General features: G+C 52.3%; 19 protein-coding genes, 1 tRNA gene and 1 other RNA gene. 12 read left to right on the top strand and 9 right to left on the bottom strand.

The window, feature by feature from the left end; all coding sequences use genetic code 11:
* Together Q0P86_RS13560 and rpiA are read left to right on the top strand one after the other, a co-directional pair.
* Positions 1 to 487, top strand: a 487-nt coding sequence (locus tag Q0P86_RS13560) for a peptidylprolyl isomerase (protein ID WP_295040153.1), incomplete at its 5' end; no start/stop codon positions are given.
* The gene (rpiA, locus tag Q0P86_RS13555) at positions 487 to 1,176 is read left to right on the top strand and encodes a ribose-5-phosphate isomerase RpiA (protein ID WP_255369163.1); all 690 of its coding nucleotides are present in this window, start codon (positions 487 to 489) and stop codon (positions 1,174 to 1,176) included. The genes Q0P86_RS13560 and rpiA, both read left to right, overlap by 1 nt.
* A gap of 209 nt (positions 1,177 to 1,385) precedes the next feature.
* Here rpiA and Q0P86_RS13550 read toward each other — a convergent pair whose 3' ends face one another.
* The gene (locus tag Q0P86_RS13550; RefSeq protein ID WP_295040151.1) at positions 1,386 to 2,006 is read right to left on the bottom strand and encodes a hypothetical protein; all 621 of its coding nucleotides are present in this window, start codon (positions 2,004 to 2,006) and stop codon (positions 1,386 to 1,388) included.
* Positions 2,007 to 2,337: 331 nt separating this feature from the next.
* The gene (locus tag Q0P86_RS13545) at positions 2,338 to 2,562 is read right to left on the bottom strand and encodes a hypothetical protein (RefSeq protein WP_290994890.1); all 225 of its coding nucleotides are present in this window, start codon (positions 2,560 to 2,562) and stop codon (positions 2,338 to 2,340) included.
* A gap of 350 nt (positions 2,563 to 2,912) precedes the next feature.
* Between Q0P86_RS13545 and ssrA the strand changes: the two genes are divergently transcribed.
* Positions 2,913 to 3,272: a transfer-messenger RNA gene (gene ssrA, locus Q0P86_RS13540) on the top strand.
* A 171-nt stretch (positions 3,273 to 3,443) separates the two neighbouring features.
* Positions 3,444 to 6,035 carry a U32 family peptidase gene (locus Q0P86_RS13535; protein ID WP_295040148.1) on the top strand — a complete coding sequence of 864 codons (2,592 nt, stop codon included), beginning with the start codon at positions 3,444 to 3,446 and terminating at the stop codon, positions 6,033 to 6,035.
* A 207-nt stretch (positions 6,036 to 6,242) separates the two neighbouring features.
* On the opposite strand, the gene Q0P86_RS13530 is transcribed toward Q0P86_RS13535, so the two are convergent.
* The gene (locus tag Q0P86_RS13530) at positions 6,243 to 6,827 is read right to left on the bottom strand and encodes a ribonuclease H family protein (RefSeq protein WP_290994886.1); all 585 of its coding nucleotides are present in this window, start codon (positions 6,825 to 6,827) and stop codon (positions 6,243 to 6,245) included.
* Between the two features lie 26 nt (positions 6,828 to 6,853).
* Here Q0P86_RS13530 and Q0P86_RS13525 point away from each other — a divergent pair, with 26 nt between their 5' ends.
* The 3 genes from Q0P86_RS13525 to Q0P86_RS13515 all read left to right on the top strand — a co-directional run bounded on the left by Q0P86_RS13525 (position 6,854) and on the right by Q0P86_RS13515 (position 10,451).
* A complete protein-coding gene (locus Q0P86_RS13525; protein ID WP_295040146.1) occupies positions 6,854 to 7,402 on the top strand; it encodes a hypothetical protein in 549 nt (182 codons plus the stop codon).
* A complete protein-coding gene (locus tag Q0P86_RS13520; protein ID WP_294114916.1) occupies positions 7,402 to 8,274 on the top strand; it encodes a PHP domain-containing protein in 873 nt (290 codons plus the stop codon). Before Q0P86_RS13525 ends, Q0P86_RS13520 begins: the two co-directional genes overlap by 1 nt.
* A 182-nt stretch (positions 8,275 to 8,456) precedes the next feature.
* Positions 8,457 to 10,451, top strand: a complete 1,995-nt coding sequence (locus Q0P86_RS13515; RefSeq protein ID WP_295040143.1) for a hypothetical protein — start codon at positions 8,457 to 8,459, stop codon at positions 10,449 to 10,451.
* 43 nt (positions 10,452 to 10,494) lie between these two features.
* On the opposite strand, the gene Q0P86_RS13510 is transcribed toward Q0P86_RS13515, so the two are convergent.
* A complete protein-coding gene (locus tag Q0P86_RS13510) occupies positions 10,495 to 11,253 on the bottom strand; it encodes a glutaminyl-peptide cyclotransferase (protein WP_295040141.1) in 759 nt (252 codons plus the stop codon).
* Positions 11,254 to 11,418: 165 nt separating this feature from the next.
* On the opposite strand from Q0P86_RS13510, the gene Q0P86_RS13505 reads away from it, so the two are divergent.
* The 3 genes from Q0P86_RS13505 to Q0P86_RS13495 are packed head-to-tail and all read left to right on the top strand — an operon-like array spanning position 11,419 to position 13,551.
* Entirely contained in the window at positions 11,419 to 11,985 is a 567-nt protein-coding gene (locus Q0P86_RS13505; RefSeq protein WP_295040139.1) for a DUF4416 family protein, read from the top strand.
* A 31-nt stretch (positions 11,986 to 12,016) separates the two neighbouring features.
* The gene (locus tag Q0P86_RS13500) at positions 12,017 to 12,388 is read left to right on the top strand and encodes a DMT family protein (RefSeq protein ID WP_295040137.1); all 372 of its coding nucleotides are present in this window, start codon (positions 12,017 to 12,019) and stop codon (positions 12,386 to 12,388) included.
* An 8-nt stretch (positions 12,389 to 12,396) separates the two neighbouring features.
* On the top strand, positions 12,397 to 13,551 hold the full coding sequence (locus Q0P86_RS13495) for a M23 family metallopeptidase (RefSeq protein ID WP_295040136.1): 1,155 nt from the start codon (positions 12,397 to 12,399) through the stop codon (positions 13,549 to 13,551).
* Position 13,552: 1 nt separating this feature from the next.
* Here the strand turns inward: Q0P86_RS13495 and Q0P86_RS13490 are convergent, their stop codons facing one another.
* The 4 genes from Q0P86_RS13490 to Q0P86_RS13475 form a co-directional block, all read right to left on the bottom strand.
* Positions 13,553 to 14,437 carry a hypothetical protein gene (locus Q0P86_RS13490; RefSeq protein WP_295040134.1) on the bottom strand — a complete coding sequence of 295 codons (885 nt, stop codon included), beginning with the start codon at positions 14,435 to 14,437 and terminating at the stop codon, positions 13,553 to 13,555.
* 59 nt (positions 14,438 to 14,496) lie between these two features.
* Entirely contained in the window at positions 14,497 to 17,925 is a 3,429-nt protein-coding gene (locus Q0P86_RS13485; protein ID WP_290994867.1) for an MFS transporter, read from the bottom strand.
* Between the two features lie 70 nt (positions 17,926 to 17,995).
* Positions 17,996 to 18,919: a sugar phosphate nucleotidyltransferase gene (locus Q0P86_RS13480; protein ID WP_291025002.1), complete on the bottom strand. Its 924-nt coding sequence runs from the start codon at positions 18,917 to 18,919 to the stop codon at positions 17,996 to 17,998.
* 157 nt (positions 18,920 to 19,076) lie between these two features.
* Positions 19,077 to 19,149 (bottom strand) — tRNA-Lys (locus Q0P86_RS13475).
* A 126-nt stretch (positions 19,150 to 19,275) separates the two neighbouring features.
* Here Q0P86_RS13475 and Q0P86_RS13470 point away from each other — a divergent pair.
* Positions 19,276 to 20,187, top strand: a complete 912-nt coding sequence (locus Q0P86_RS13470; RefSeq protein WP_290994863.1) for a tyrosine recombinase — start codon at positions 19,276 to 19,278, stop codon at positions 20,185 to 20,187.
* Positions 20,188 to 20,220: 33 nt separating this feature from the next.
* Here the strand turns inward: Q0P86_RS13470 and Q0P86_RS13465 are convergent, their stop codons facing one another.
* Complete coding sequence (locus tag Q0P86_RS13465; protein WP_290994861.1) at positions 20,221 to 20,391, bottom strand: hypothetical protein; 171 nt, start codon at positions 20,389 to 20,391, stop codon at positions 20,221 to 20,223.
* Between the two features lie 150 nt (positions 20,392 to 20,541).
* On the opposite strand from Q0P86_RS13465, the gene Q0P86_RS13460 reads away from it, so the two are divergent.
* Positions 20,542 to 21,921 (top strand): TrpB-like pyridoxal phosphate-dependent enzyme, encoded by a 1,380-nt coding sequence (locus Q0P86_RS13460; RefSeq protein WP_295040131.1) that lies wholly within the window; start codon positions 20,542 to 20,544, stop codon positions 21,919 to 21,921.
* Positions 21,922 to 22,042: the final 121 nt, after the last annotated feature.

The following is a 22,042-nucleotide window of genomic DNA, read 5'->3' as shown; positions in this document are numbered from 1 at the left end:
CGCGCTGGATGGCCGTCACTTGAATGAAAGTTTTACTGTCGATATTCCGTTTGAACAGGGCTACGGCCCCTACCGCCCCGACTTGGTGATGGAGGTCCCGAAGGACGAACTCCGCGAGGTGGGCGAAATTTGGCTCGGCATGGAGCTCGAGATGTACATGGACGAGGACGTGCGCGAATTCCAGCTGCCCGAGACGGCGGACGAGTTCGTGGACGGGCTGAACCTGGACGATGACGACGAATCCGACGGCATTTACACGATCAAGGAAATCAAGAAGGACACCGTGGTCGTGGACGGGAACCACCCCTTTGCGGGCAAGGACCTGACTTTCGACGTGACGGTGGTCGCGATTGACCAGCCGAGTTTTACCGAGCTCGAAACCGGCTACCCCGACCGCGAAGAAGATTTTGACCATTTTGACGACGGCTTCGACGGGGCCGACGGCGAAGATTTTGATGACAACAACCACAACAGGAGATGGCGCTAATGGCATCGATGGACGAACTCAAGAAGGCTGCAGGCGTTCGCGCGGCAGATATGATCAAGGACGGCATGACCGTGGGTCTTGGAACGGGTAGCACCGCCGCCCACATGGTGAACCGCCTTGCCGAGCGTATCAAGACGGAAGGCCTGCATGTGGTTGGCGTGAGCACGAGCTGGAGCACCACGCTGCAGTGCCGTAGCCTCGGCATCCCGCTGAAGGAAATGGGCGAAGTTTCTCACCTGGACATGGTGATTGACGGTGCCGACGAAATCGACGACCAGCGCAATTTGATCAAGGGCCGAGGCGCAGCCCACCTGCTCGAAAAGATTGTGGCCTCGATGACGGACAACTACGTGATCATCGCGGACAGCGGAAAGAAGGTGAACAAGCTCGGCGAAAAGTTCGCGGTACCGCTGGAAATCATTCCGGGCGCTATCGCCGTGGTGACCGAACGTGTGAAGAAGCTCGGTGGCGACCTCAAGGTGCGTATGGGCGCTCCGGGCAAGGACGGTCCGGTGATTAGCGATAGCGGCAACCTGATCGCAGACGCCAAGTTCGGCATTATCGAGAACCCGGACAAGCTCGCCCGCGACTTGGAACACATCGTGGGTATCGTGGGTCACGGCCTGTTCGTGGGTATGGCGACCAAGGTGATTCTGGCCGACGCCGACAAGGGCCTCGTGGAATTCTAGGCGACAGAAAGCTGCACTAGACTCCCTCCCCTATCGCGCTACACGCTCCAGGGTCGAGAATGACAGAATCTGTCCCCGCCAGCGCGGGGACTTTTTATATAAATTAAAAATTCCTCGGCAAGAGCCGGGGATTTTTGTTCGCATTGAAAAAAGCGAAAACCTCCGGTCGGTGACCGGAGGCTTTCAATTTCGCGCTAGCGCGTGCTCAATTAGTCTTCGTCGGCGAGTTCCGGAGCCTTCTTGATCACGTTGCGGCGGCCGTAGCGGACCTTGGACGGATCGAAGGTGGTTTCGACGGCTTCGACTGCGGGTTCAGCGGCAGGTGCTGCAGGGGCAGCAACCGGGGCTTCGACGGCAGGAGCGGCCGGAGTTTCAACCGGAATACGCGGAGCGAGCGGGCGGCGGGCTTCGGGAGCGGCGGCCGGGGCGGCTTCGGGAGCCTGGGCTTCGGCAGCTACGTTCTGAGCTTCAACGTTCTGTTCGCGGCGGCCTTCGCGGCGGTCGCGACGATCGCGGCGGTTGCCACGGTCACGCTGTTCATTACGGTCACGAGCGGGCTGCTGCTGTTTGTCGGCAGCGCGGTTGTCGCGATTTTCCTTAGCAGGACGGTCCTTGCCATTGTTGTTCTGGCGATTTTCCTTGCGTTCACCGCGCTGAGCCATTTCCTGTGCGCTGATCGGGCGACGGGAAGCCGGCTTCAAGTTCATGTCCGGGGTGAGCTTCTTGAAAATCGGGGTACGAAGCATGGTAAGGAGCTTGTTAACCTTCGTGAGGATAACGATGCACAGAATCACTGCAACGAGTGAGAGTGCGAGTGCGATGTATTCCATTCGGGGCACCTCATAAGTAAGGGTTGACCGCAGGTGCAGGCTGGAAATAAACCCGCAGGCGGTGTGGCTGGTTCGTGTTTGTGTGTGCTTAAAGCCATCTTACTAGCGCCTCCTGAGAGGCTTGACGGCGATAAGGTTTCGGGCAAATTGGGCCAGCGAAACATTAAGGGGTCGCTGCCGCGGCAGCAGACCATGGTGAGCCACGGGCGCAAATATAAGAAAATTCGGATTTCGGAGTTCAGAATTCAGAGTTATTAGAGCTGAAAATTCAATCTTATTATCCAAATCAGTTCTGAAATCAGAATTCCGACTTCTGAACTACCTAGGGCGGTTAGAGGTGCATATCGAGCTTTTCGAGCGATTTTTTGACCGAATCGCCGTAGGCGGTCAGCGAATCCAAGTTTTTCTGAAGCGAATCCACCTGACCCTGGAGCACCGCATTTTCAGCCTTCAAGCGGTTCATTTCGGCCTCGGCTGCTTCATCGGCGCAAGCAGAAAGCGAAAAAATGAATACGGCGGCCAACAAGATTGCAAACAAAGTAACAATATTTCTCATAAAATCAAATATAGAAAATACGCTTCCCTCTCGCCTAGGGGTCACCCCTAAAAGCTAAAATATACTCTAAATCATCCACAAGATGTCAGATGTATCAAAAGCTTTTACTTTCCTTGGTCGCGTTTAATCGACAGGTCAAAAAATATCATCTTTCCATTTGACAATTATTTTTATATATTTGATATAAACAGTAAGCGCCGACGTGCTTTGGTTTGCTTCGAATAACGCTATTCGCGTTATTCGAACCCTTCGGGCTTTTCGAACGCATAGCGTTCTCAAAGGCTTAAACGCTCCCCTTGGTCGCGTTTAATCGACAGGTCAAAACCAGAGCACCCCCGGTGCTTAGCACCGGGGGTGCTCTGGTTTCGACAGGGTTACCGAAGTGTTAGTTGCAAGCCGAGGTCTCAGACGAGGGCACTCGTAAAAAAGTCTGAAAAAAAATAAGTGCTGACGAAAACTACGCACTCGCTGCCTAATTAACGGCAACGCCGGGCCTCATTCCGCTCCCATCGGGGTGTACGTCCGGACGCAATATGGGATAGGATTCTCGCATGCCTGGGGCTAGAGTCCGAGATTCACTAGGCTGGTCAAAGTCCGCGCCGACCTTCTTGGGCGTAGATCAGACGAGAACTTAAGTACGAAGGGAACGCTTGTAGGAACGTGCATGGACGTGATTTTGGACAGGGGTTCGACTCCCCTCACCTCCATAAAGTAAAAGGGAGCTCTTAGTGAGCTCCCTTTTACCTTATGTTATTAAAAGACCGAACCGGCTAAAATCCGCTTATACCTTACTCTGATGCAGGTTCTCTCGCCAACACGACTCGTCAATACGAGTCATTCATAGCTCACCGGCGGCACACTCTTTTTTTATCTTTGGTTCTATGGATTCAAGGAATTGCTTGCCGGAACTTCTGCTGCCCGTGGGCACGCGAGAAATGCTCGAAGCGGCTGTCAACAACGGCGCCGATGCCGTATATTTCGGTGTTCCTCATTGGAATGCCCGGGGCCGCACCGAAGACTTTTCGTTTGAAGATGTCCGCGACATGATTCGCTACGCACGTATCCGCGGGGTACGGACCTTTCTCGCAATGAACGTCCTTGTTTTTGAACGAGAACTGCAGGAACTGCCCGAATTCCTTGAAAAACTGATTTCCCTGGAGCCGGACGCGTTCATTATTCAAGACATAGGGCTGGCGAGACTCATCCGGGCCATTTGTCCGAATCAGGAAATCCACGCAAGCACACAGATGACGCTAGCCAGCGCCGAGAGCGTGAACGCCGTCAAATCCATCGGTTTCAACCGAGCGGTACTCGCTCGCGAACTTTCGCTCAAGGAAATCGCAAGCATCAAGACAGCGACAGACCTGGAACTGGAAGTCTTTATACACGGAGCTCTCTGTGTAAGCTATTCCGGGCAATGCCTCACCAGCGAGAACTTCGGCGGCCGCAGCGCGAACCGCGGCCAGTGTGCCCAGAGTTGCAGACTTCCCTACCGTATCTTTGTAGACGGCAAGGAATACCGCGAAACAGACGCACAGTATCTCTTCAGCCCCCATGACTTATGCGCCCTTCCGAAGCTCAAAGAACTGGAAGAAATCGGTGTTGATTCACTCAAGATTGAAGGACGCCTCAAGAGCCCCGAATACGTGGCAGCCGTTTCACGAGCCTACCGCAAGGCATTGAACGGAACAAGCCTCGATGCAAAGGACATGGAACCGCTCGAAGTGCTTTTCAGCCGCGGGCTGACCACCGGATTTTTGGAAGGAGACAACCACCAGGAACTCGTCGACGGCACGTTCAGTAACCACCACGGCCTTTTCCTCGGTACAGTTGTAAAGGTCGACCGTGGGCAAATCATAGTCGGTCTCGACAGTGCAATCTCCGATGCCGGCGAAAACGCCACCTACCCGCGCCCAGGGGATGGTATCCTGTTCGAAAAAGCCTCCCTCGGTATAAGTGTCGGAAGTCGCCTCTACGCCGCGCAAGTCACCCATTTACCGCATGCAAAGCGCGGCGACCCCAAGCTCCTAAAGCTTGAATTCGGGCGTGAATTCGACACCCGCCAGATTGCCGTGGGCATGCAAGTTTACCGCAACGACTCCCCTGCGCTTGAACGTGAACTGCGCAAGACTTTTACGGACCGCGAACAACTCGTGCGCCTGCCGGTCACCATGACACTTTCGGGTAAAATCGGCGAAGCACTCAAAATGTCCGTATACGACACACCGAAAAACGCCGTCGAAGTCGAGGCCGTTTTTATACTCGAAGCGGCGCGCAACAGTGAGAACCGCAGCAAAAACGAAGCGGACAAGGCTATCCGCGAACTCGCGCAAAAAGAACTTTCGGCCTTAAGTTCGACCGCCTACCAGTTAAAGCACCTCGACATTCAAGTGGACCGCAGCGCGTTCATCCCCGGAAAGATTCTCCGTACGCTCCGCCAGGCAGTCATCGAAAAACTCGACGAAAAGCGCACCGAATGGAAACCATTGAACCCGAGCGCCGAGACTGGCAAAAAGTTCTTGGACGAGACCCGCGCCAAATTTAAATCCGGAGTCTCTACCAACGGCGCACCAGCCGCCAGCGGTATATCATCCGCCGGCGGCACAACGCATCCGATTATCAGCGTACTCGTCCGCAATCCGGATCAAATCGCCGCCCTCGAAGGCCTCGCCATCGACCGCGTCATCATGGATTTCGACTGGGGCGTCAAATACGACGATTCCCTGCAGCAAATCCGCGAACTCGGCTTCAAGGCGGGCATGGCGACGCTCCGCATCCACAAGCCGGGCGAAAGCCATTACCTCAAGAATATCCTGCGTCTGGCCCCGGACTTTGCGCTGGTGCGTAACCTCGGAGCACTTTCCATCCTCAGGGAAAGCGGCATTCCTCTTACGGGCGACTACAGCCTGAACGCCGCCAATAGCGCAAGTTACGACTGGCTCCTTTCACAAGGTCTTTCGACACTCCACCCTTCGTGGGACCTCAACAGCACGCAGCTCTTTGACCTGCTCGAAAACATCGACGGAACGCGCCTCGAGCTCACCTTGCACCAGTACATGCCCGCCTTCCATTCGGAATATTGCGCCTTCGCCCGAGCCCTCACCACGGGCCGTCGCTTCCCCGAATGTGGCAAGATTTGCACTAAGCACAGGGTGGAAATTCTGGACCACAAGGGCGAACGCCATTTCTTGCAGAGCGATGCAGAATGCCGCAATACACTCTTTGTAGGCAAGCCTCAATCCGCATTAAAGCTGCTCCCCCGTCTCCGTAGCGCAGGCGTAAACCACTTCCGCCTCGAAATGCTCACCGAAGACGCAGAAACCGTCCGCCGCAAGGTGCTCATTTACACGCAAGCCATCCTAGGCAAAATCACTATCGAAGATGCAATCCGCGAAGCGGGCATCCAGGAAAAATACGGCCTTTCTGATGGGCAGCTTTTCAATGAAAGCACCTGGCAGGACCGCAAAAAATAAATCAAGAAAGAGCCCCGCCGGCACCCAGGAATTGGCGGGACTCCCTAACTGAAAGAATGCCATCAAGTGATTGATGTATTCTGCCGACGTTCGCCGGCAAAATCAAATATAGGCAAATTTATCTGCATTTTTGCAAACAACTGTTTGCAAAAGAATGTAAATTTTTAACAACTTAAAAATTTGTGTCCAAGTAGTTCATGCAAAGTTTCACTTTTTCCTTGCACGGGCGATAGCGTCTTTCGCCAACTGGTCCACCAGTTCGTTCCACTTGACGCCCGTATGTGCGGCCACCTTCTCGAACGAGACTCGATGTAGATAAGGTTTTGCCGCCGCCACGTAACGTTTTGCGATATTACTCTTCGCCTGCCATTCTCCCTTGGCCCAGCGAGCAATACCTTCGTAGTCATGACAGATGGTCCCCGTCTTGTCGTTCGAATCGAGCCAGCGCATCGCCTGGTAAGAAGCCATCACTTCGCCGTCGATATTCCTGCTTTCCGCATCAAAAGCCGTAATTCCCGAACCGCGTGCAATTTCCACATCGTTTTCGGTCACCACGAACGCCCAACCCGATTTTGCAAACCCCGGAGAAAAAGATCCATCCACAAATACACGCAATCCGGAAGGTGCCGGAGCTTCCATCCCGGAAATCCACGCCTCCGCTTCGGCCCTCGAGCCAAACGACTTAAAAAGCACCCCCTTGACACCATGGGTCAATTTTTCACATTCCGCCCAGGTCATCACAATTTTACTTTCATCTGGGGTCTTAATCGCATAGAATTTTTGTTTCGGCATGCCCCAAAATTAGTATATTTTTCCCCGTGAAACCGTCCCCATATTTTAAAGACTGTTTTCGTTACTTTTTTAAGAGATTCAGCGGCAAGGAATCTCTATTTCGCTGGTTCCTGCAAAAAGCGGGCGAAGATTCCGGAGCATTTGACTTTCCCGCATCACTCAAGGGAAACCCCAAGACGCTCCTTTTCTTGGCTCGAGACATGGAACAGTCGGCCGCATTCATGCACGCGATGCCTGACGCCTTTTTTAACAATGCGTTACTCTGCGCCCACGAATCGCTACAGGCAGTCGTTTCCGCCAAACGCGCCAAAGCCCTCTACTACAGCGACCTCGAATGCCGTTACGACGAACCAGCCTTCATTGAATTAGAACAAAAAATCAAGGATTTCGCCCCCCAGGTCTGTATTTATCTGGGAGAAGCTTTCTTGCCCAGGCTGTATTTGGCCAAGGTGAGCGGAGCCCCCTGCCGTATCGGTTTTGTCAGCGAGAACTGCTTTCCCTTCCTGAACCTGAGCCTGCATCCGGATAAATCCAGCGAAGCTGCCCTCATCCGAGAATATTACGAGGTCAAGTGATGCAGAAAGGGTTTTCTACCATAGTCACCGAAAGCGGCGGGTATGCGGACCTCCACATGCACACCAAGCTCTCGGACGGCACCCTTTCTGTCGAGGAGCTACTTGCACTATGCAAACGCAAGGGGCTTCGTTGCATCTCTATTACCGACCACGACAACCTGGACAGCTACAACCTCGCCATTGAACCCGCCAAGGAAATCGGGCTCGAAATTATCCCGGGCATTGAAATTTCTGCCGTATGGGAAGGCAAGGACATTCATATCCTGGGTTATTTCTGCGACCCGACAAACCTCGCACTGAACATGGAGCTACAGGATTTCGCCAAGCAGCGAATCACGCGAGCCAAAGCGATTATCAAGAAATTGAACGCCCTTGGAATCGACATCACCTACGAAAAGGTCGTGAGCTACTGCAAGGGCAAGGTCATCGGACGCCCGCACATCGCCATGTCCATGGTCGACGAGGAATACATTTCGAACTTTTCAGAAGCGTTCACCAAGTACCTTGGCGACGGCTGCGTAGCCTTTGTCGAAAAAAAGGGCCTCAACCCGCAGCAGACGATCAAACTTATCGAAAATGCAGGCGGAATCGCCGTTCTCGCCCACCCCTACAAATCTGGCCTCAGCGACGAATTCATCGAAAGCATGGTGGAATGGGGCGTACAGGGAATCGAAGTCTACAGCCCGGCCCAGAAGGGTGCCGTTGGGCGCAAGTACAAGGAAATGGCTCAAAAGTTCGGACTTGTGGGTACCGGAGGTTCGGACTTCCACACCGAAGCGGGAACCTATCCCCCGAACTGCATGAAAATGCCTTACTCCGTCGTAGACGCATTACGCGAACGCCGCGAAAAACTGAGAGCGGAATGGTACTAAAGAGAGTAGGAAGTAGACAGTAGGCAGTAGGAAGTGGTTGGGCATGAGGTTGCGGCTTTGCCGCTTTGAGGTATGAGGTGTGAGGAATTAGAGATTTGGAAAAAACAATGAATAATGAAGAATTAAGAATTAAAAATGGTGGAATGAATGCTAAAAGTTCATTTTTCTTTTTTCATTGTTCTTTGCTCTTTGTTCTTTTCTTCGCAATTTCTCTATTTGCTGAACCGCTAAAGCCAGACCAGTATGTGAAGCCGGCAGCGCAAGACTCTGTCTACCAGACTCCTTGGGGAATCGATCCTGCCGCGCGTGAAACTGACGCCGGTCGCTGGGTGCTTCCGCACCGCGAAGTGATGCAACGCACCTACGACATTGCAGGACAGAAATCCGAATGGATTCTCGGAACCTCGATCCTCGGCGCACCGGAACTTGACCCCGACCATATGGGCATGGGCTCTATCCAGAGTCGCTATCCGAGCAAGCTCGCCGGACTCTTTACCACGCGCCTCGGCTATGACGCCACGACACTCGGGCTGAACGGCGAAAACGGAATCCTCTTTGAAGAACGCAAAGGCATTCCCGTCGATACGCCCATTACCGACCTGAACTGGGAACGCCCCGCCTTTAGCGGGAACGCCCTACGGCTAGATTTTCGCCGTCTTATAACGGATTCGGTTTCACTTGAATTCGGACTTGCGAGCCACTCCGACGTTGAGTCCAAGGAATACAGCTACCAGAACGTGACCCATTCGCCCTACTTCGCCCTGGGCCGCGACTCCACGCAGATACCGTTCGGTGGCCGCAACATCGCGATGAACAGTATGCACATCCAGCCGATTCTCACCTGGCGATTCGGCTTCGGCAAGGCGTTCATCAAGATGAATTACCTAAATCTCGAAAATGCGGACAACTCCAACCACAAGGTACTTCTCGACACCCTCGACAAGGCCGTTCGAACCTTCCAGACCGACCCGTACGGAATCGAAATCCATACAATCGGTTATGGGGCGGGACTTGAATTTTACCCGATAAAGAAACTGACGCTTTCGACTGACTTTACCTATACGACGCACGAAATCGAAGAAGATTCCCTCCCCCACATTTTTAGAGGCACGCATGACTACGTTGACTCGCTCGGTATCGAAAAGAGCGACACGCTTTACTACGATACACTCAAGTTGACCACTTACGAGACGATGCTCGGCAATTTCGGAATCACCTACCACACCTTCTTGAATCCGGCAATCAAGTTCAAGTACGAAATCGTGAATACGGACCATACTGGCGACAACAATACCACGAAAAGTTATTTCCAGGATCGCGAAACTGGTTACCTGCAGCTTTCAGATACCTTATGGAACAGGCTCCTTTTCCGCACCCAGACCGGTATGCAACGCAACAGCTCTGTGCGCGACTCCGTGGATTACGCCCCCGCCTACTCCGCAGACGTCCTGGCCTTTCTACCTTACCATTTACGTGCCAATGTCGCCTTCCGTCACGACAACAAGTTCCCCGATGTCGCACAAATCCGTATCGATGAAACGGGACGCCTCGCCTTCCACCGGAAGAACCTCAAATTCGAAGAACGCGATCGCTACATTTTCAACTTGGGATACCAGCAACGAGAAGTCTTTTACGGTCTCGGGCTACGCTACGAAAACGTTGACAACCTGATTAAGCCACGCTGGGTGAAATGGGGACATGTCGATACAACCAACACACTCGAAGAAGTCTACACCTGGACCAACATCGACAATGTGAACAGCCTCGACTGGCTTTTGCAAGTGGGATTCAGGCTCGGCAACTGGAAATTCTATCTGGAACGCGGCGAGACTCTTGACCGTAGCCGCAAGCTCCTCGACACGCCGGAACTTTACTACAAGGGTTCCATTCATTGGCAGAACCGATTCGTTTCGGACCGACTCGGCGTAAGTGTACGCGTAGACTGGCAATGGTTCGGCGAACGCTACGATTGCACCATTGACGAAAACGGAAATCCCGAACTGGAACTCATGAAGAAGTATCTGGCGCTCGATTTCGAGGCCCGTATGCAGATATTGACCTTCGAACTCTACACCCGCATCGAGAACTTCAACCACAGCATTTATATGCCCGCAAGCGGATACACCCCCGAAGGGCTGCGCTTCGCCTACGGAATCGTCTGGAGCTTTAAGAATTAGTCGCAAAATGTCATGCCGGACCCAGATCCGGCATCAGCTTTTTCTATTTCAACTTATAAAGATAAGGCCAGTTCTTGCCGGTAATCCAAAGATTCTTGCCGTCATAGGCGATGCCGTTCAACACATCTATATTCGGATATTTGCGCTGGAGATCCATCACCTTCCGGCTAAAATCCAGATAACGGACCACCTTTCCGCTTGGGAGCGAAATGACCGCAATGACGGATGTCTGCCAGATATTTGCGTACAAAGTGTCACCCACAATTTCGAGTTCGTTCAACAATTTCAAGGGGCGGCCGCCGTCCGTGACTGTAATAGCTCCGAATACGTTAAAGCCTCCCAGCTGGATTTGCAAAAGTTCACTGCTGCCGTTACTCATAAGGAGAGCATTTCTCCAATAAGTGAGCCCCCATCCTTCTGTCGGAATGCGGAATTCCCCTTTGAGGGCAAACGGTTTGCGACTATAAATGAAAGCTTTCTTGGATTTCCACGTCAGGTAAAAAATGTCATCGCCAACAGCTATAGAGCCTTCGCCAAAATAACGTTCGGAAAGTTTTGCCGAATCGAGAATTTTGCCATCCATCGTGCGGCGATAAAGTCCCGACTGTCCATATTGGCCAGTAGTTTCAATCAGTTCCTTGCCGTCAAAAAACAAACCCTGTGTAAAATGGGACTGTTCGTGCGGAATGGAATCTAAAATTTCAGGAACCACACGAGGAGCCTTGGCAAAGGACTTAGACGAGAGTGTAGAGACGAGAGAAGAGAGAACAAGAATGTAGAATGCGAGATGCTTTATAATCATATTTTCCAAAAATAATTCTTTCGTCTTTCGTCTGTAGGACCGACTGTCCGTTCTCTCGTCTTTTTTTTCTAAATGGCACTCCTTCAGAGTGCATTTATTGCGGCTCAGCCATGTCAAAGCATAACTGCTTTGCCGCGGCGTTCACCTTTTTCTAAATTTCCGCCCATGGGTGAACTTAGGACACCAGCCAAGGTCAAGATAATCGTAGGGATTCTCGCGAAGGATTCCCAGGCGGTCGAGGCTGTACGCGAAACACTCCGAAACCGCTTTGGCGAAGAGGATCTTGCGCTCCCGCCGTTCCCGTTTACCTTCACCAATTACTATAAAGAAGAAATCGGGAACGCCCCCGTGCGTGCCTTTTTCAGCTACGAGACGCTGGTGGAACGAGAAAGCATCGTCGACATCAAGCTGTGGAGCAATGACATCGAACTTGAAATCGCAAGGCAAAACGGCACGCCCGGTCTTCGCCCCGTGAACCTGGACCCCGGCTATATGACGCTCGGGCAATTTTTCTTGGCGACCACCAAGGACCAGCGTCAACGCGTTTACATGCAACGCGGTATTTTCGTGGAACCCACGCTATACTTCCAGGACGGGCACTTTCACGCCTTCGACTGGACATACCGCGACTACCAAAGCGAAAAGTACATCCAATACCTGGAACAAGTCCGTGTCCGCCTCGCCTACCAGATGAGCACCGGAAAGCCCTACCGTTTGCGAGCTAATCACTAACCACCAACCACGGACTACTGTCTACTACATCATGAAAGCCGGCATTTTTACCATCCTCCTCCTTTGCTGTTCCAATGTATTCATGACTTTCGCCTGGTACGGAAACCTCAAGCTCAAGGAAATGCACATCAGCACCGACTGGCCGCTATTTCTCGTAATCGTGGCCTCTTGGGGAATCGCCTTCTTTGAATACTGCATCGCCGTTCCGGCAAACGTCATCGGTAGCAGCATCAATGGCGGTCCCTTCACCCTGATGCAGCTTAAAATCATCCAGGAAGCCATTTCGTTAACGGTGTTTACCGTCATCGCGACAACGGTATTCAATAACGAAGCTCTGCACTGGAACCACATCGTGGCCTTCGCCTGCATTATCGCGGCCGTTTTCTTTGCCTTCCTTAAATAAACCGCAAAATGGCGTTTCCGGCAACACATAAATGGACCAGTCTCCTTGTTGCAATCATCGTGGCAACCATTTGCCTATGTGACCCCGCCGAAGCCAAGAGTAATTCCAGCGTCAAGGATTCCCACAAGACATCGAGCAAGACCACCTCTAAATCGGAAAAGAAATCTTCCAAGAAATCCAGCAAAGCCAAGAAAAGCGACAATAAAAAAACGAAGAAAACCTCCGAAAAAAAATCAAAAAAAATAAAGATCAAGGCGGACGATCCCAAAGCCTTCACCAAGGCGCTCCTATATGAAAAGCAGGGAGTCGAATACGAAATCGTGGAAACCAAGAAGTCTCCGCGTCGTGCAACGGTACCAGAAAATCCCCAACAGCCCTCACCTCAGGACAGTCTCGAACAAGCTAGCGCACCTGATTCAGTCAATAACGAACACGCATCAGGACCAGCTAACGAACAGGTTTCCAACACAAAGCCAAACGACGTAAAAAAGGCCGCCCCGAAGCAAGCCGAGTCTAGCAAAAGCGGTAACAACGGCGAATTCTTCGACTTTTCCACGATGCTCCTTCCTATCACTCACGAGGCTCTCGTCGGTTCCCCTTACGGAATCCGTAGCCACCGCCTGCACCGGGGCGTCGACGTAAATGTCATTAAAGATGAACCCGTCGTCGCCGCATATCCGGGAATCGTCACCATGTCACGCTACAATAAGGGCGGTTACGGCAACTACGTACTCATCAAGCACCCGAACGGAATCGAGACTCTCTACGCCCACCTGTCCAAGCGGCTTCTCAAGGTCGGCGACGAAGTTTTTCCGGGCGACATCGTCGGACTCGCAGGCAATTCCGGAAGATCTTCGGCGGCGCATCTGCATTTTGAAATCCGCTACGGAGAAGTCAATATCGATCCCTGCACCATTATTGATTTTCCCCACTGGAGTCTCAAAGACGGTGTAGACCAATTCTCGAAAAAAAAAGCGACGGCGGCCCACCGAAAAATTCAAGCAAAGCTCCGCGACAACAACTATTACATCGTCAAAAAAGGCGACTCCCAAGGGGATGTCGCCAACTGGTTCAATATTTCAATTGAATCGCTCTGCCGCATCAACAAGCTGAAACCCGGTGCACCGCTCAAGGCGGGACAAAAGCTGCGCGGCAGCAAATAAGTTACTTTCGGCCTATTTTTTTGAATTCAGGAGTCAGCTTAGCGCAGGCGGAATCCTTCGGAAGAGCACGGTAAAGCTGCAATTCCTTTTCAAAGACTCCCTTCACTGAAGCACTCACGTACCACTTGGTTCCGGCAGGGCAATCTCCAAGCGGAACCTTGGATGTCGCCAAGAATCGCGAGCCGGTAATCTTGTATGTAAATGCATCCGTCGAAAGGGAATCGGGCAGCTGCAAGGCCTTGGCTCCACCGACAACCTTTTTCTGGGCAAAATAGGAACGCTGCGCGCTGATATAAGTTGCCGCCTGCTGCTGCAATTCATCAATCGCACCGTCAACCGAAGCAGCCTTGATTTTGTCGTGGCAATTATAAACGACAAGGGAAACAACTACGATTGCAATCACGATTCCAAACGGAATCGCAAGCTTCTTGAGCGGGACGTCCCCAATTTTCTCCAAGATATCGCGGAGGGACGCGTCTTCGACTTCATCGGCATCGCCTGTTTTCCACTTGAGGATTTTCAAGGCCACCAGCACATGTACATAAGGACGCGGCAAAGCAAGCCCCACCAGCGCCACCGCAAGTAGCACAATCGCAACAACCATAAACACAGTCAAGGCCATTTCAGCACTCGGAAGAATCGACTGGACATCCTTGAGGAGTTTAAAAAGCTGACGGTCTTCAGGAAAATTCTGGAGCGCCATACGCCCGGTAAAGGTGTTGTAGCGCGCAAGCCCGAGGTTCAATCCATCGGTCGCCATCTGTAGGACCGCCGACAGCACGCGCTGCATCAGCAGGAAAACCATGCCCATCAGGGCAACCAGCGTCGAAATCACTCGAACCGTACGCACAGGAGTCAGTCCACGGATCTCTTTTTCTTCAGTCATAGGCTTTTACTAGTGTGAGGTGTGTAATTAGTCATTTCACATGACACACTACACATTGTTCATTTTACTCCAGCCAGTTCCTTGGCAACTTTCTTTGCCGTGGTAAAGTCAGCCTTGCCGGTACCAAGTTTCGGCACCTTTTCGACCGCGAAAGCAAGCGACGGAAGCATAATCGGCGGGAATCCGCTTGCGCGCAATTCCGAAAGCACATCCTTCGGATCCTTTTCACCCTGGTACAGGAGCACAATCTTTTCGCCCTTCGCGGAATCCGGAATCGTCGTCACCAGGTAATCGCAACCTTCCAGCACCGGCGTATCCTGAATTTTCTTTTCGACAGCTCCGAGACTGATCATTTCGCCACCGAGCTTTGCAAAGCGGCTGTAACGGTCAACGATCGTAAGGAATCCATCTTCGTCGAGGTAACCCTTATCGCCCGTACGGTAATAGCGGATGCCGTCAATTTTTACGATAACGCTATCGGTTCGTTCCTGGTCCTTGAGGTACCCCTGCATCACCTGGCAGCCGCCGATCAGAATCATGCCCGCCTCGCCTGTCGGGAGCGGAATATTCGTTTCGGGGTCCACAATCAGGAACTGCGTTCCAGGGAGAGCCGGACCAACGGTTCCGGGCTTATTGTTCACCTGGAGCGTCATATAGTCGTTGCGCAGCGTATTTTCGGTATTCACCGAGGCCACCGGAGCTGTTTCGGTACAGCCGTAACCTTCGTAGATTTCCTTACCGAACTTAAGGCGGAATGCCGTCGCCAGTTCCGGGCGCAAGGCTTCGGCACCGGCAATAATCATACGCACGTACTTGAACACGAGCGGATGCACATAGCGGCTCACCGTAAAGGCTCGCAAGAAGGTCGGCGTCGCCACCAGGCAGGTCACGTGGAATTCAGAACAAACGCGCGCCATCGTCTTCACGTCGGTCGGGTCTGCCACAGCTACGATCGGGCAACCTTCCGTGAGGTTCAAGAGCGTCGTCACCGTAAGGCCGAAGCTATGGAACAGCGGAAGTTCCGAAAGCATCACGTCGCCGCGGCTCACGTTAATGATACAGGCCAGCTGCTGGATATTGCCCATCAAGTTACGGTGCGAAAGGAGAATACCCTTCGGGGTACCTTCAGAACCGGAACTGAACACAATCACGGCCGTATCGTCAAGGCTCGTACGCTTGCAGAACACAAAACGGATCAGCCACGACGGCATCATAATGCACAGGAACAACAGGGCTGCAATCTTTGCCTTCGGAATTTCCTTCATCAGGTCTTCAGCATAAAGGATACGCACCTTATCTGAAGCCACCTGCGAATAATCGTTTCCGCGACCCTTCAGTTTTTGGATAAATTGCCTACTCGAAATGACCGTCGATACATCCGCCTTTTCGCAGCAGAACTTTACATTGTCTACAGAAGAGGTATAGTTCAGGTTCACGTTCGTCTTGCCCATGACCCAGAGCACCAGGTTCACGATAACGCCTGCCGGAGAAGGCGGGAGCATGATACCGATATTTTGTTCGTCCTTGCCGAGCTTTTTCCTCAAAAGTCCGCGGAACGCCATCACTGCACCCATCAGCTTATAGCCCGAGAAATGCCCCCCATCGGTATTGTAGATTGCCGGACCATTCTTTACGTAACGCTTGCAGGTACGAATCCAGGAGGCCGCAATCGGGCGGACAAACTTGACGGCGTACTTCCAGGCATCGATCGAAATCTTACGGATAATAGCTCGGACCTCGTTAGGAGGTGTAGTGGCAGGAATCGCCTTGCCGAAAGCAACCGTTACCGCACGATCCGCAGACGCACCGTACATGTCGGAGCCGCTGTAACTGAAGTTGGATCCCCAGAGTCCCTGAATGTAGAAAGGAACAATAACCGCATCCGTCTCGTCAATAGCCGACGAATAGTCTATCGTGAAAGGTTCCACATGCGGCGACTTGGACACTTCGCCCGTCGGGAAAATCACGACCGCCTTACCGGCAAGGAGAGCCTCGTGAATCTTATCCATAGCCTCCTTGGGGTTGTTGTTGTCGATACGGATCATGCCAAGGCGCTTCAACACGGAGCGCAGGTACCAGCGTTCAAAATGGTCCTTGTTGCTTGCAATGCAGAGCGGACGCGGAGAGGCCATCTGGAGCATCGCCCAGTCGATAAAGCTATGATGGTTACCGACCAAGAGCACCGGCCCTTCGTTCGGGATGTTCTGCACGCCCAACACGCGAATACGGTAGCGGTTGAACACGAGCTTGAGCATCGTACGCAAAAGCGCCTGCGGCAAATTCGAAATCGTCCAGACGAAGACAAGCATCGAAACAATCGCAAGGCCCAAGAAATAATGCTGCGGACGAATGTCGGTATAGTGCACCATCATCGAGAACAGGAACAAGAAGGCAATGAGCACCAGCGCCTGGATCATGTTTGCAAGCGCAAGCACCGACCCGGAATTGTTCGGACGCGTGTTGTACTGCAACAGCGCATTTACCGGCACCAAGAAAAGTCCGCCAAAAATACCGGTCAGAGAATACAACACCACCAGCGCAAACGGATGCACAAAGAACGGCACCAGGAACATGCACACAGACACGCCGATCATCCCCATCGGAATAAAGCCGGTTTCAATAAAGTCGCGAGACTTGGTGGCCGCAATGACCGACCCCACCATCAAACCCACTATCGTAAAAGCAAGATAATTCTGAATCGTATCGATTTCATTCGTTCCCGACACATCCTGGTACATCAGCACGAACACCTGCGCCAAGGCCCAGAACATCGAAAGGGCGATAATCGAGGCACGCAATGTCGGCACACGCCAGCCGAGACTCAAGTGCTTTTTAACATTCGAAATGTTCACGTTCGGGTTTTCGTACTTGACCTTCGGAACCATGAAACTGGCTACCGTACCAAGGACACCTACGCCGGACAAAATCCACGGGATAACGATAGACTCCGATGTAATGCGGTGCACGGCGGCGTACGACTGCAGCGATTCCAGGTTAATCAGGTTCACGCCCACCACGGCAAGCCACGAGGCGCAAATAATGCCACCCAGGCCAAAAATCTGCAAGAACGCATTCGCAAAACTCAGGTTACGGACCCCGAACATCTCCTTAAGGATACCGTACTTGGCCGCACTGTGAACCGCAAAGCCGCAGCTGAGCCCTATCGAAAGCCAGAACGCCACGCGCGGGCAGTTGCAGGTTACTAGCACCGACTGGGCAATCACAAAGAGTGTCATGGTCAGAGCCGACCACGCCAGCACCTTGTTCTTGGAAAACTTGTTGGTGAAAAAACCTGCGAAAAACACCATCAGAATGTATGGTGCCAGGAAGAAAATCTGCAGCATGAAAGCTTGCCAGGTCTGCCCCGATTCAACATTGGTAAACGACCCCGAGAGAATCTTTTGGGCGTAGATGAACACTCCCATCTGCACAAAAGTCATTGCAAGGATGGATAGGAAGTAACGGATAGCTCCTTTAATTTTCCACATAAAAAAAGACCTGTAAAAAAGATTGTTTTACAGGTTTAAATTTAGAAAAATAGGGGTCTGAGCAGCAGGGCTACTCGTGTACAATCACATTATCGAGCGTGCGACCTTCGACCTTGACGCCATCCCAAAGGACAGCATTCTTCAGGGTACTATTCTCAACGACGCAACCATCCCCCACCGACACATTCGGACCGATGGTGCTGTTCACGATTTTCACATTCTTGCCGATATGGCAGGGGGCTACCAACTTGACGCCAGGGAGGTTCACCGAAGACGAATTGTCGTAACCTTTGAGTACATGGGCATTGGTTTCGAGGAGCGTTTCGGCAAGGCCGCAGTCCAGCCACTTGCTTACGGGGGCAGTACGGAAGCGGCATCCCTTCTCGATCATCATTTCGAGGGCGTCCGTGAGCTGGAACTCGTTCTTGGTACGGATGTTGTTGTCCATCAAGTACTTAAGGCTTTCCTTAAGGACCTTGGTATCCTTGATGTAGTAAATGCCGACAATCGCTTCGTCCGAAATAAATTCCTGAGGCTTTTCGACAAGGCGTTTAATGCAGCCCGTAGAATCGGTGACGGCCACGCCAAAGCGACGCGGATCTTCGACCTTATAAGTGTAGAGGACGTTCTGGTCAACATCGTTCAAGATGGAAAGATCAGCTTCGAAGAGGGTGTCGCCCAAAATAATCAGCACCGGTTCGTCGTCATCCACGAATGGAAGTGCGAGGCTGACCGCTTCGCCCAGGCCCTGGGGATTGCTCTGGAGAACCGTGCGGGTTTTGCCCCACGCAGAACGCTTGGTCAGGAATTGGTCCACAACTTCGGCCTTGTAGCCTGTAATGAAAATGGTTTCAGAAGGCTTAAGTTCAAGCGATTTTTCAACAATCCAATCCAGAATAGTCTTTCCGGCAACGGGGAGCAAACACTTTGGTACATTTTCTGTAAAAGGGCGTAAGCGAAGTCCGTTTCCAGCGACAGGCAAAACAATCTTCATTATCGAAAAATCCTCTTAAACAACTCTATATTGTCTTATAAGATAGAATTTTCTTACAAAATGTCAACAAGAAAACTTACAAACACATCGCCAAAAGAGACCTGCGAAAAACATGACATATAAGAAAAAACCGTCTCGGGGTGGAAACGGTTTTTAGTGGATGATGCAGGGGTCGAACCTGCGACCCGCTGATTAAGAGTCAGCTGCTCTACCAACTGAGCTAATCATCCATTGTCGCTTGGACGCGCACAATTATAGAATAAAAAAAATTCCCTGTCAAGGGGTAAAAACGCATTTTTTCAAAAAAATCTAATTCCAAGTTCTAGGCTCTAAGCTCTAAGTTCTATATTATTACCATGAGCCTTAATTCGAACCGCATGGACAGTTACCTAGCCTTCTTGGGAGTGGAACGGAACCTTTCGCCCGCCACCATCCAGAGCTACCAGGAAGACCTGCGGCATTTTGTAGCCTGGCTCGATGAAATCGGTCTGGACCTCAAGGAGCTCACCCCCGAAAAGCTGGACGAATTCCTGACGCTTACCGCCGGTCAAGAGGAATACTCCCCCACCTCCATCGCGAGGCATTTTTCGAGCCTGCGCGGATTCCTCAAATACATGCAGAACCAGGGCGAGTATAACTACAGCTCCGAATCGATGCTTGAACGTCCGAAACTGGGCCATTACCTGCCGCAATACCTCACCCGCGAAGAAATCGACAGCGTGTTCGAGAGTGCCGCAAACGGCAAGAACCCGCTGCGCGACACGGCTCTTTTCGAGCTTATGTACAGCGCAGGGCTCCGCATTTCAGAGACGCTCGGCATCAAGCTTTCGCAGATGGACATCGACAACGAATGGCTCACGCCGATCGGCAAGGGAAACAAGCAGCGCCTGGTTCCACTCGGCAGCAAGGCGAAAGAGAATCTAAAAGCCTGGATTGAACTCGGCCGCCCGCTCACGCACCCGACTACGGACAACATAATTTTAAATTCCCGAGGCAAGCCTATGAGCCGCATGGGAGCCTGGAAAATCGTGCAGCAGCATACCATGCACCTGAGCAAGCAAGTTTCGCCGCACACGTTCCGGCACAGTTTCGCCACGCATTGTCTCGAGGCGGGCATGGACCTGCGCGTATTGCAGGAACTGCTTGGCCACGCCGACATCAGCACCACACAAATTTATACGCATATCGACAAGGAATTTATCAAGCAAGAGCACCGGATGCACCACCCGAGAGAACAAAAAGACGCTGCTTTACAGCAACGTCGTTAAAGGGTTTCGTTGATTAGCATGTTCCGTAAAAGGTTACGGATCCTTGCTCACGGATTTTACTTTAGGCTTTCGGTGCGTATGCAGGCGAATGAACTTTTTGCCACTATGGACCGGGAGTGGTTTTGCACCCTCTCCAGTATGCAACACGCGGACCTCCCCTGCCGGTTCCGTCTGCCCTGTGAATAGTGTATGATTTATAGCCATACTTTCAATATACTAAAAAATTTTTTTATGTCAACTATTCCATTTTAGACTATATCGGCGTAGACAAACTCATTTTACGACAAACTTTTTTTATATTGTTGTGGCAAAAATATGTTTTCGCCCCAAGCAGGCTGCAAAAAAGGAATTAGTATGAGAAACTCGCTCAAGATTGAAGGTCAGGTCAAGACTTACCTTAAAGAAGACGAACTCCCGAAGGCATGGTACAACGTCCGTGCCGACATGAAGAAGAAGCCCGCTCCGCTCCTGAATCCGGGTACCGGCAAGCCGGTGACTTTCGAAGACCTCCAGCCGGTTTTCTGCGATGAACTCATCAAGCAGGAACTCGATAACGACACTCCTTACATCGAAATCCCTGAAGACATCCGTACTTTCTACAAGATGTACCGTCCGTCGCCGCTCGTTCGCGCTTACTTCCTGGAACAGGCACTCGGCACTCCGGCTCACATCTACTACAAGTTCGAAGGAAACAACACCTCGGGTTCTCACAAGCTCAACTCCGCCATCGCTCAGGCTTACTACGCCAAGAAGCAGGGCCTCAAGGGCGTGACGACTGAAACGGGTGCAGGCCAGTGGGGCACGGCTCTTTCGATGTCCAGCGCCTTCTTCGGACTGGACTGCCAGGTTTACATGGTGAAGGTTTCTTATGACCAGAAACCCTTCCGCCGCGAAGTCATGCGCACTTATGGTGCATCTGTGACTCCGTCTCCTTCTATGAACACCGAAATCGGCAAGAAGATCAACGCCGAATTCCCGGGCACCACGGGTAGCCTCGGTTGCGCCATTTCCGAAGCCGTGGAAGCAGCCGTGAAGCAGCCGGGTTACCGCTACGTTCTCGGTTCCGTGCTGAACCAGGTGCTGCTGCACCAGTCCGTGATCGGTCTCGAGACAAAGGCTGCCCTCGACAAACTTGGCGTGAAGGCCGACCTCATTATCGGTTGCGCCGGCGGTGGCTCTAACCTCGGTGGCCTTATTAGCCCGTTCGTTGGCGAAAAACTCCGTGGCGAAGCCGACTACGATATTCTCGCCGTGGAACCGGCAAGCTGCCCGAGCCTCACTCGCGGTAAGTACGCCTACGACTTCTGCGATACCGGTCGTGTTTGCCCGCTCGCCAAGATGTACACTCTCGGCTCCAGCTTCATGCCGTCAGCCAACCACGCTGGTGGCCTGCGTTACCATGGCATGAGCACCGTCCTCTCTGAACTCTACGATCAGGGCCTCATGCGCGCAACGTCCGTGGAACAGACCAAGGTATTCGAAGCCGCCAAGCTCTTCGCCCAGACCGAAGGCATTCTCCCGGCTCCGGAATCCAGCCACGCCATCCGCGCGACGATCGACGAAGCCCTCAAGTGCAAGGAAAGCGGCCAGGCCAAGAACATCGTATTCGGTCTCACCGGCACGGGTTACTTCGACATGGTGGCCTACCAGAAGTTCAACGACGGCGAAATGAACGATTACATCCCGACGGATGAAGACATCGCGAAGAGCCTCGCCCAGCTTCCGCAGGTGTAACAAGTACACGCTAAGCGCTAGAGGCACGAGGTCGTGCCTTCGGTACTTTGAGGTATGAGCAAATATTAAAAAAGGAACCCACCGGCATAGCCGGTGGTTCTTCATATGCGGGCCCTGCCCT

Origin of the sequence: uncultured Fibrobacter sp. (assembly GCF_946062555.1) — a bacterium.
In the GTDB taxonomy this organism is placed as follows: Bacteria; Fibrobacterota; Fibrobacteria; order Fibrobacterales; family Fibrobacteraceae; genus Fibrobacter.
Note: the sequence above shows the minus strand (reverse complement) of the source record. Positions and strands in the feature narration are given on the sequence as shown.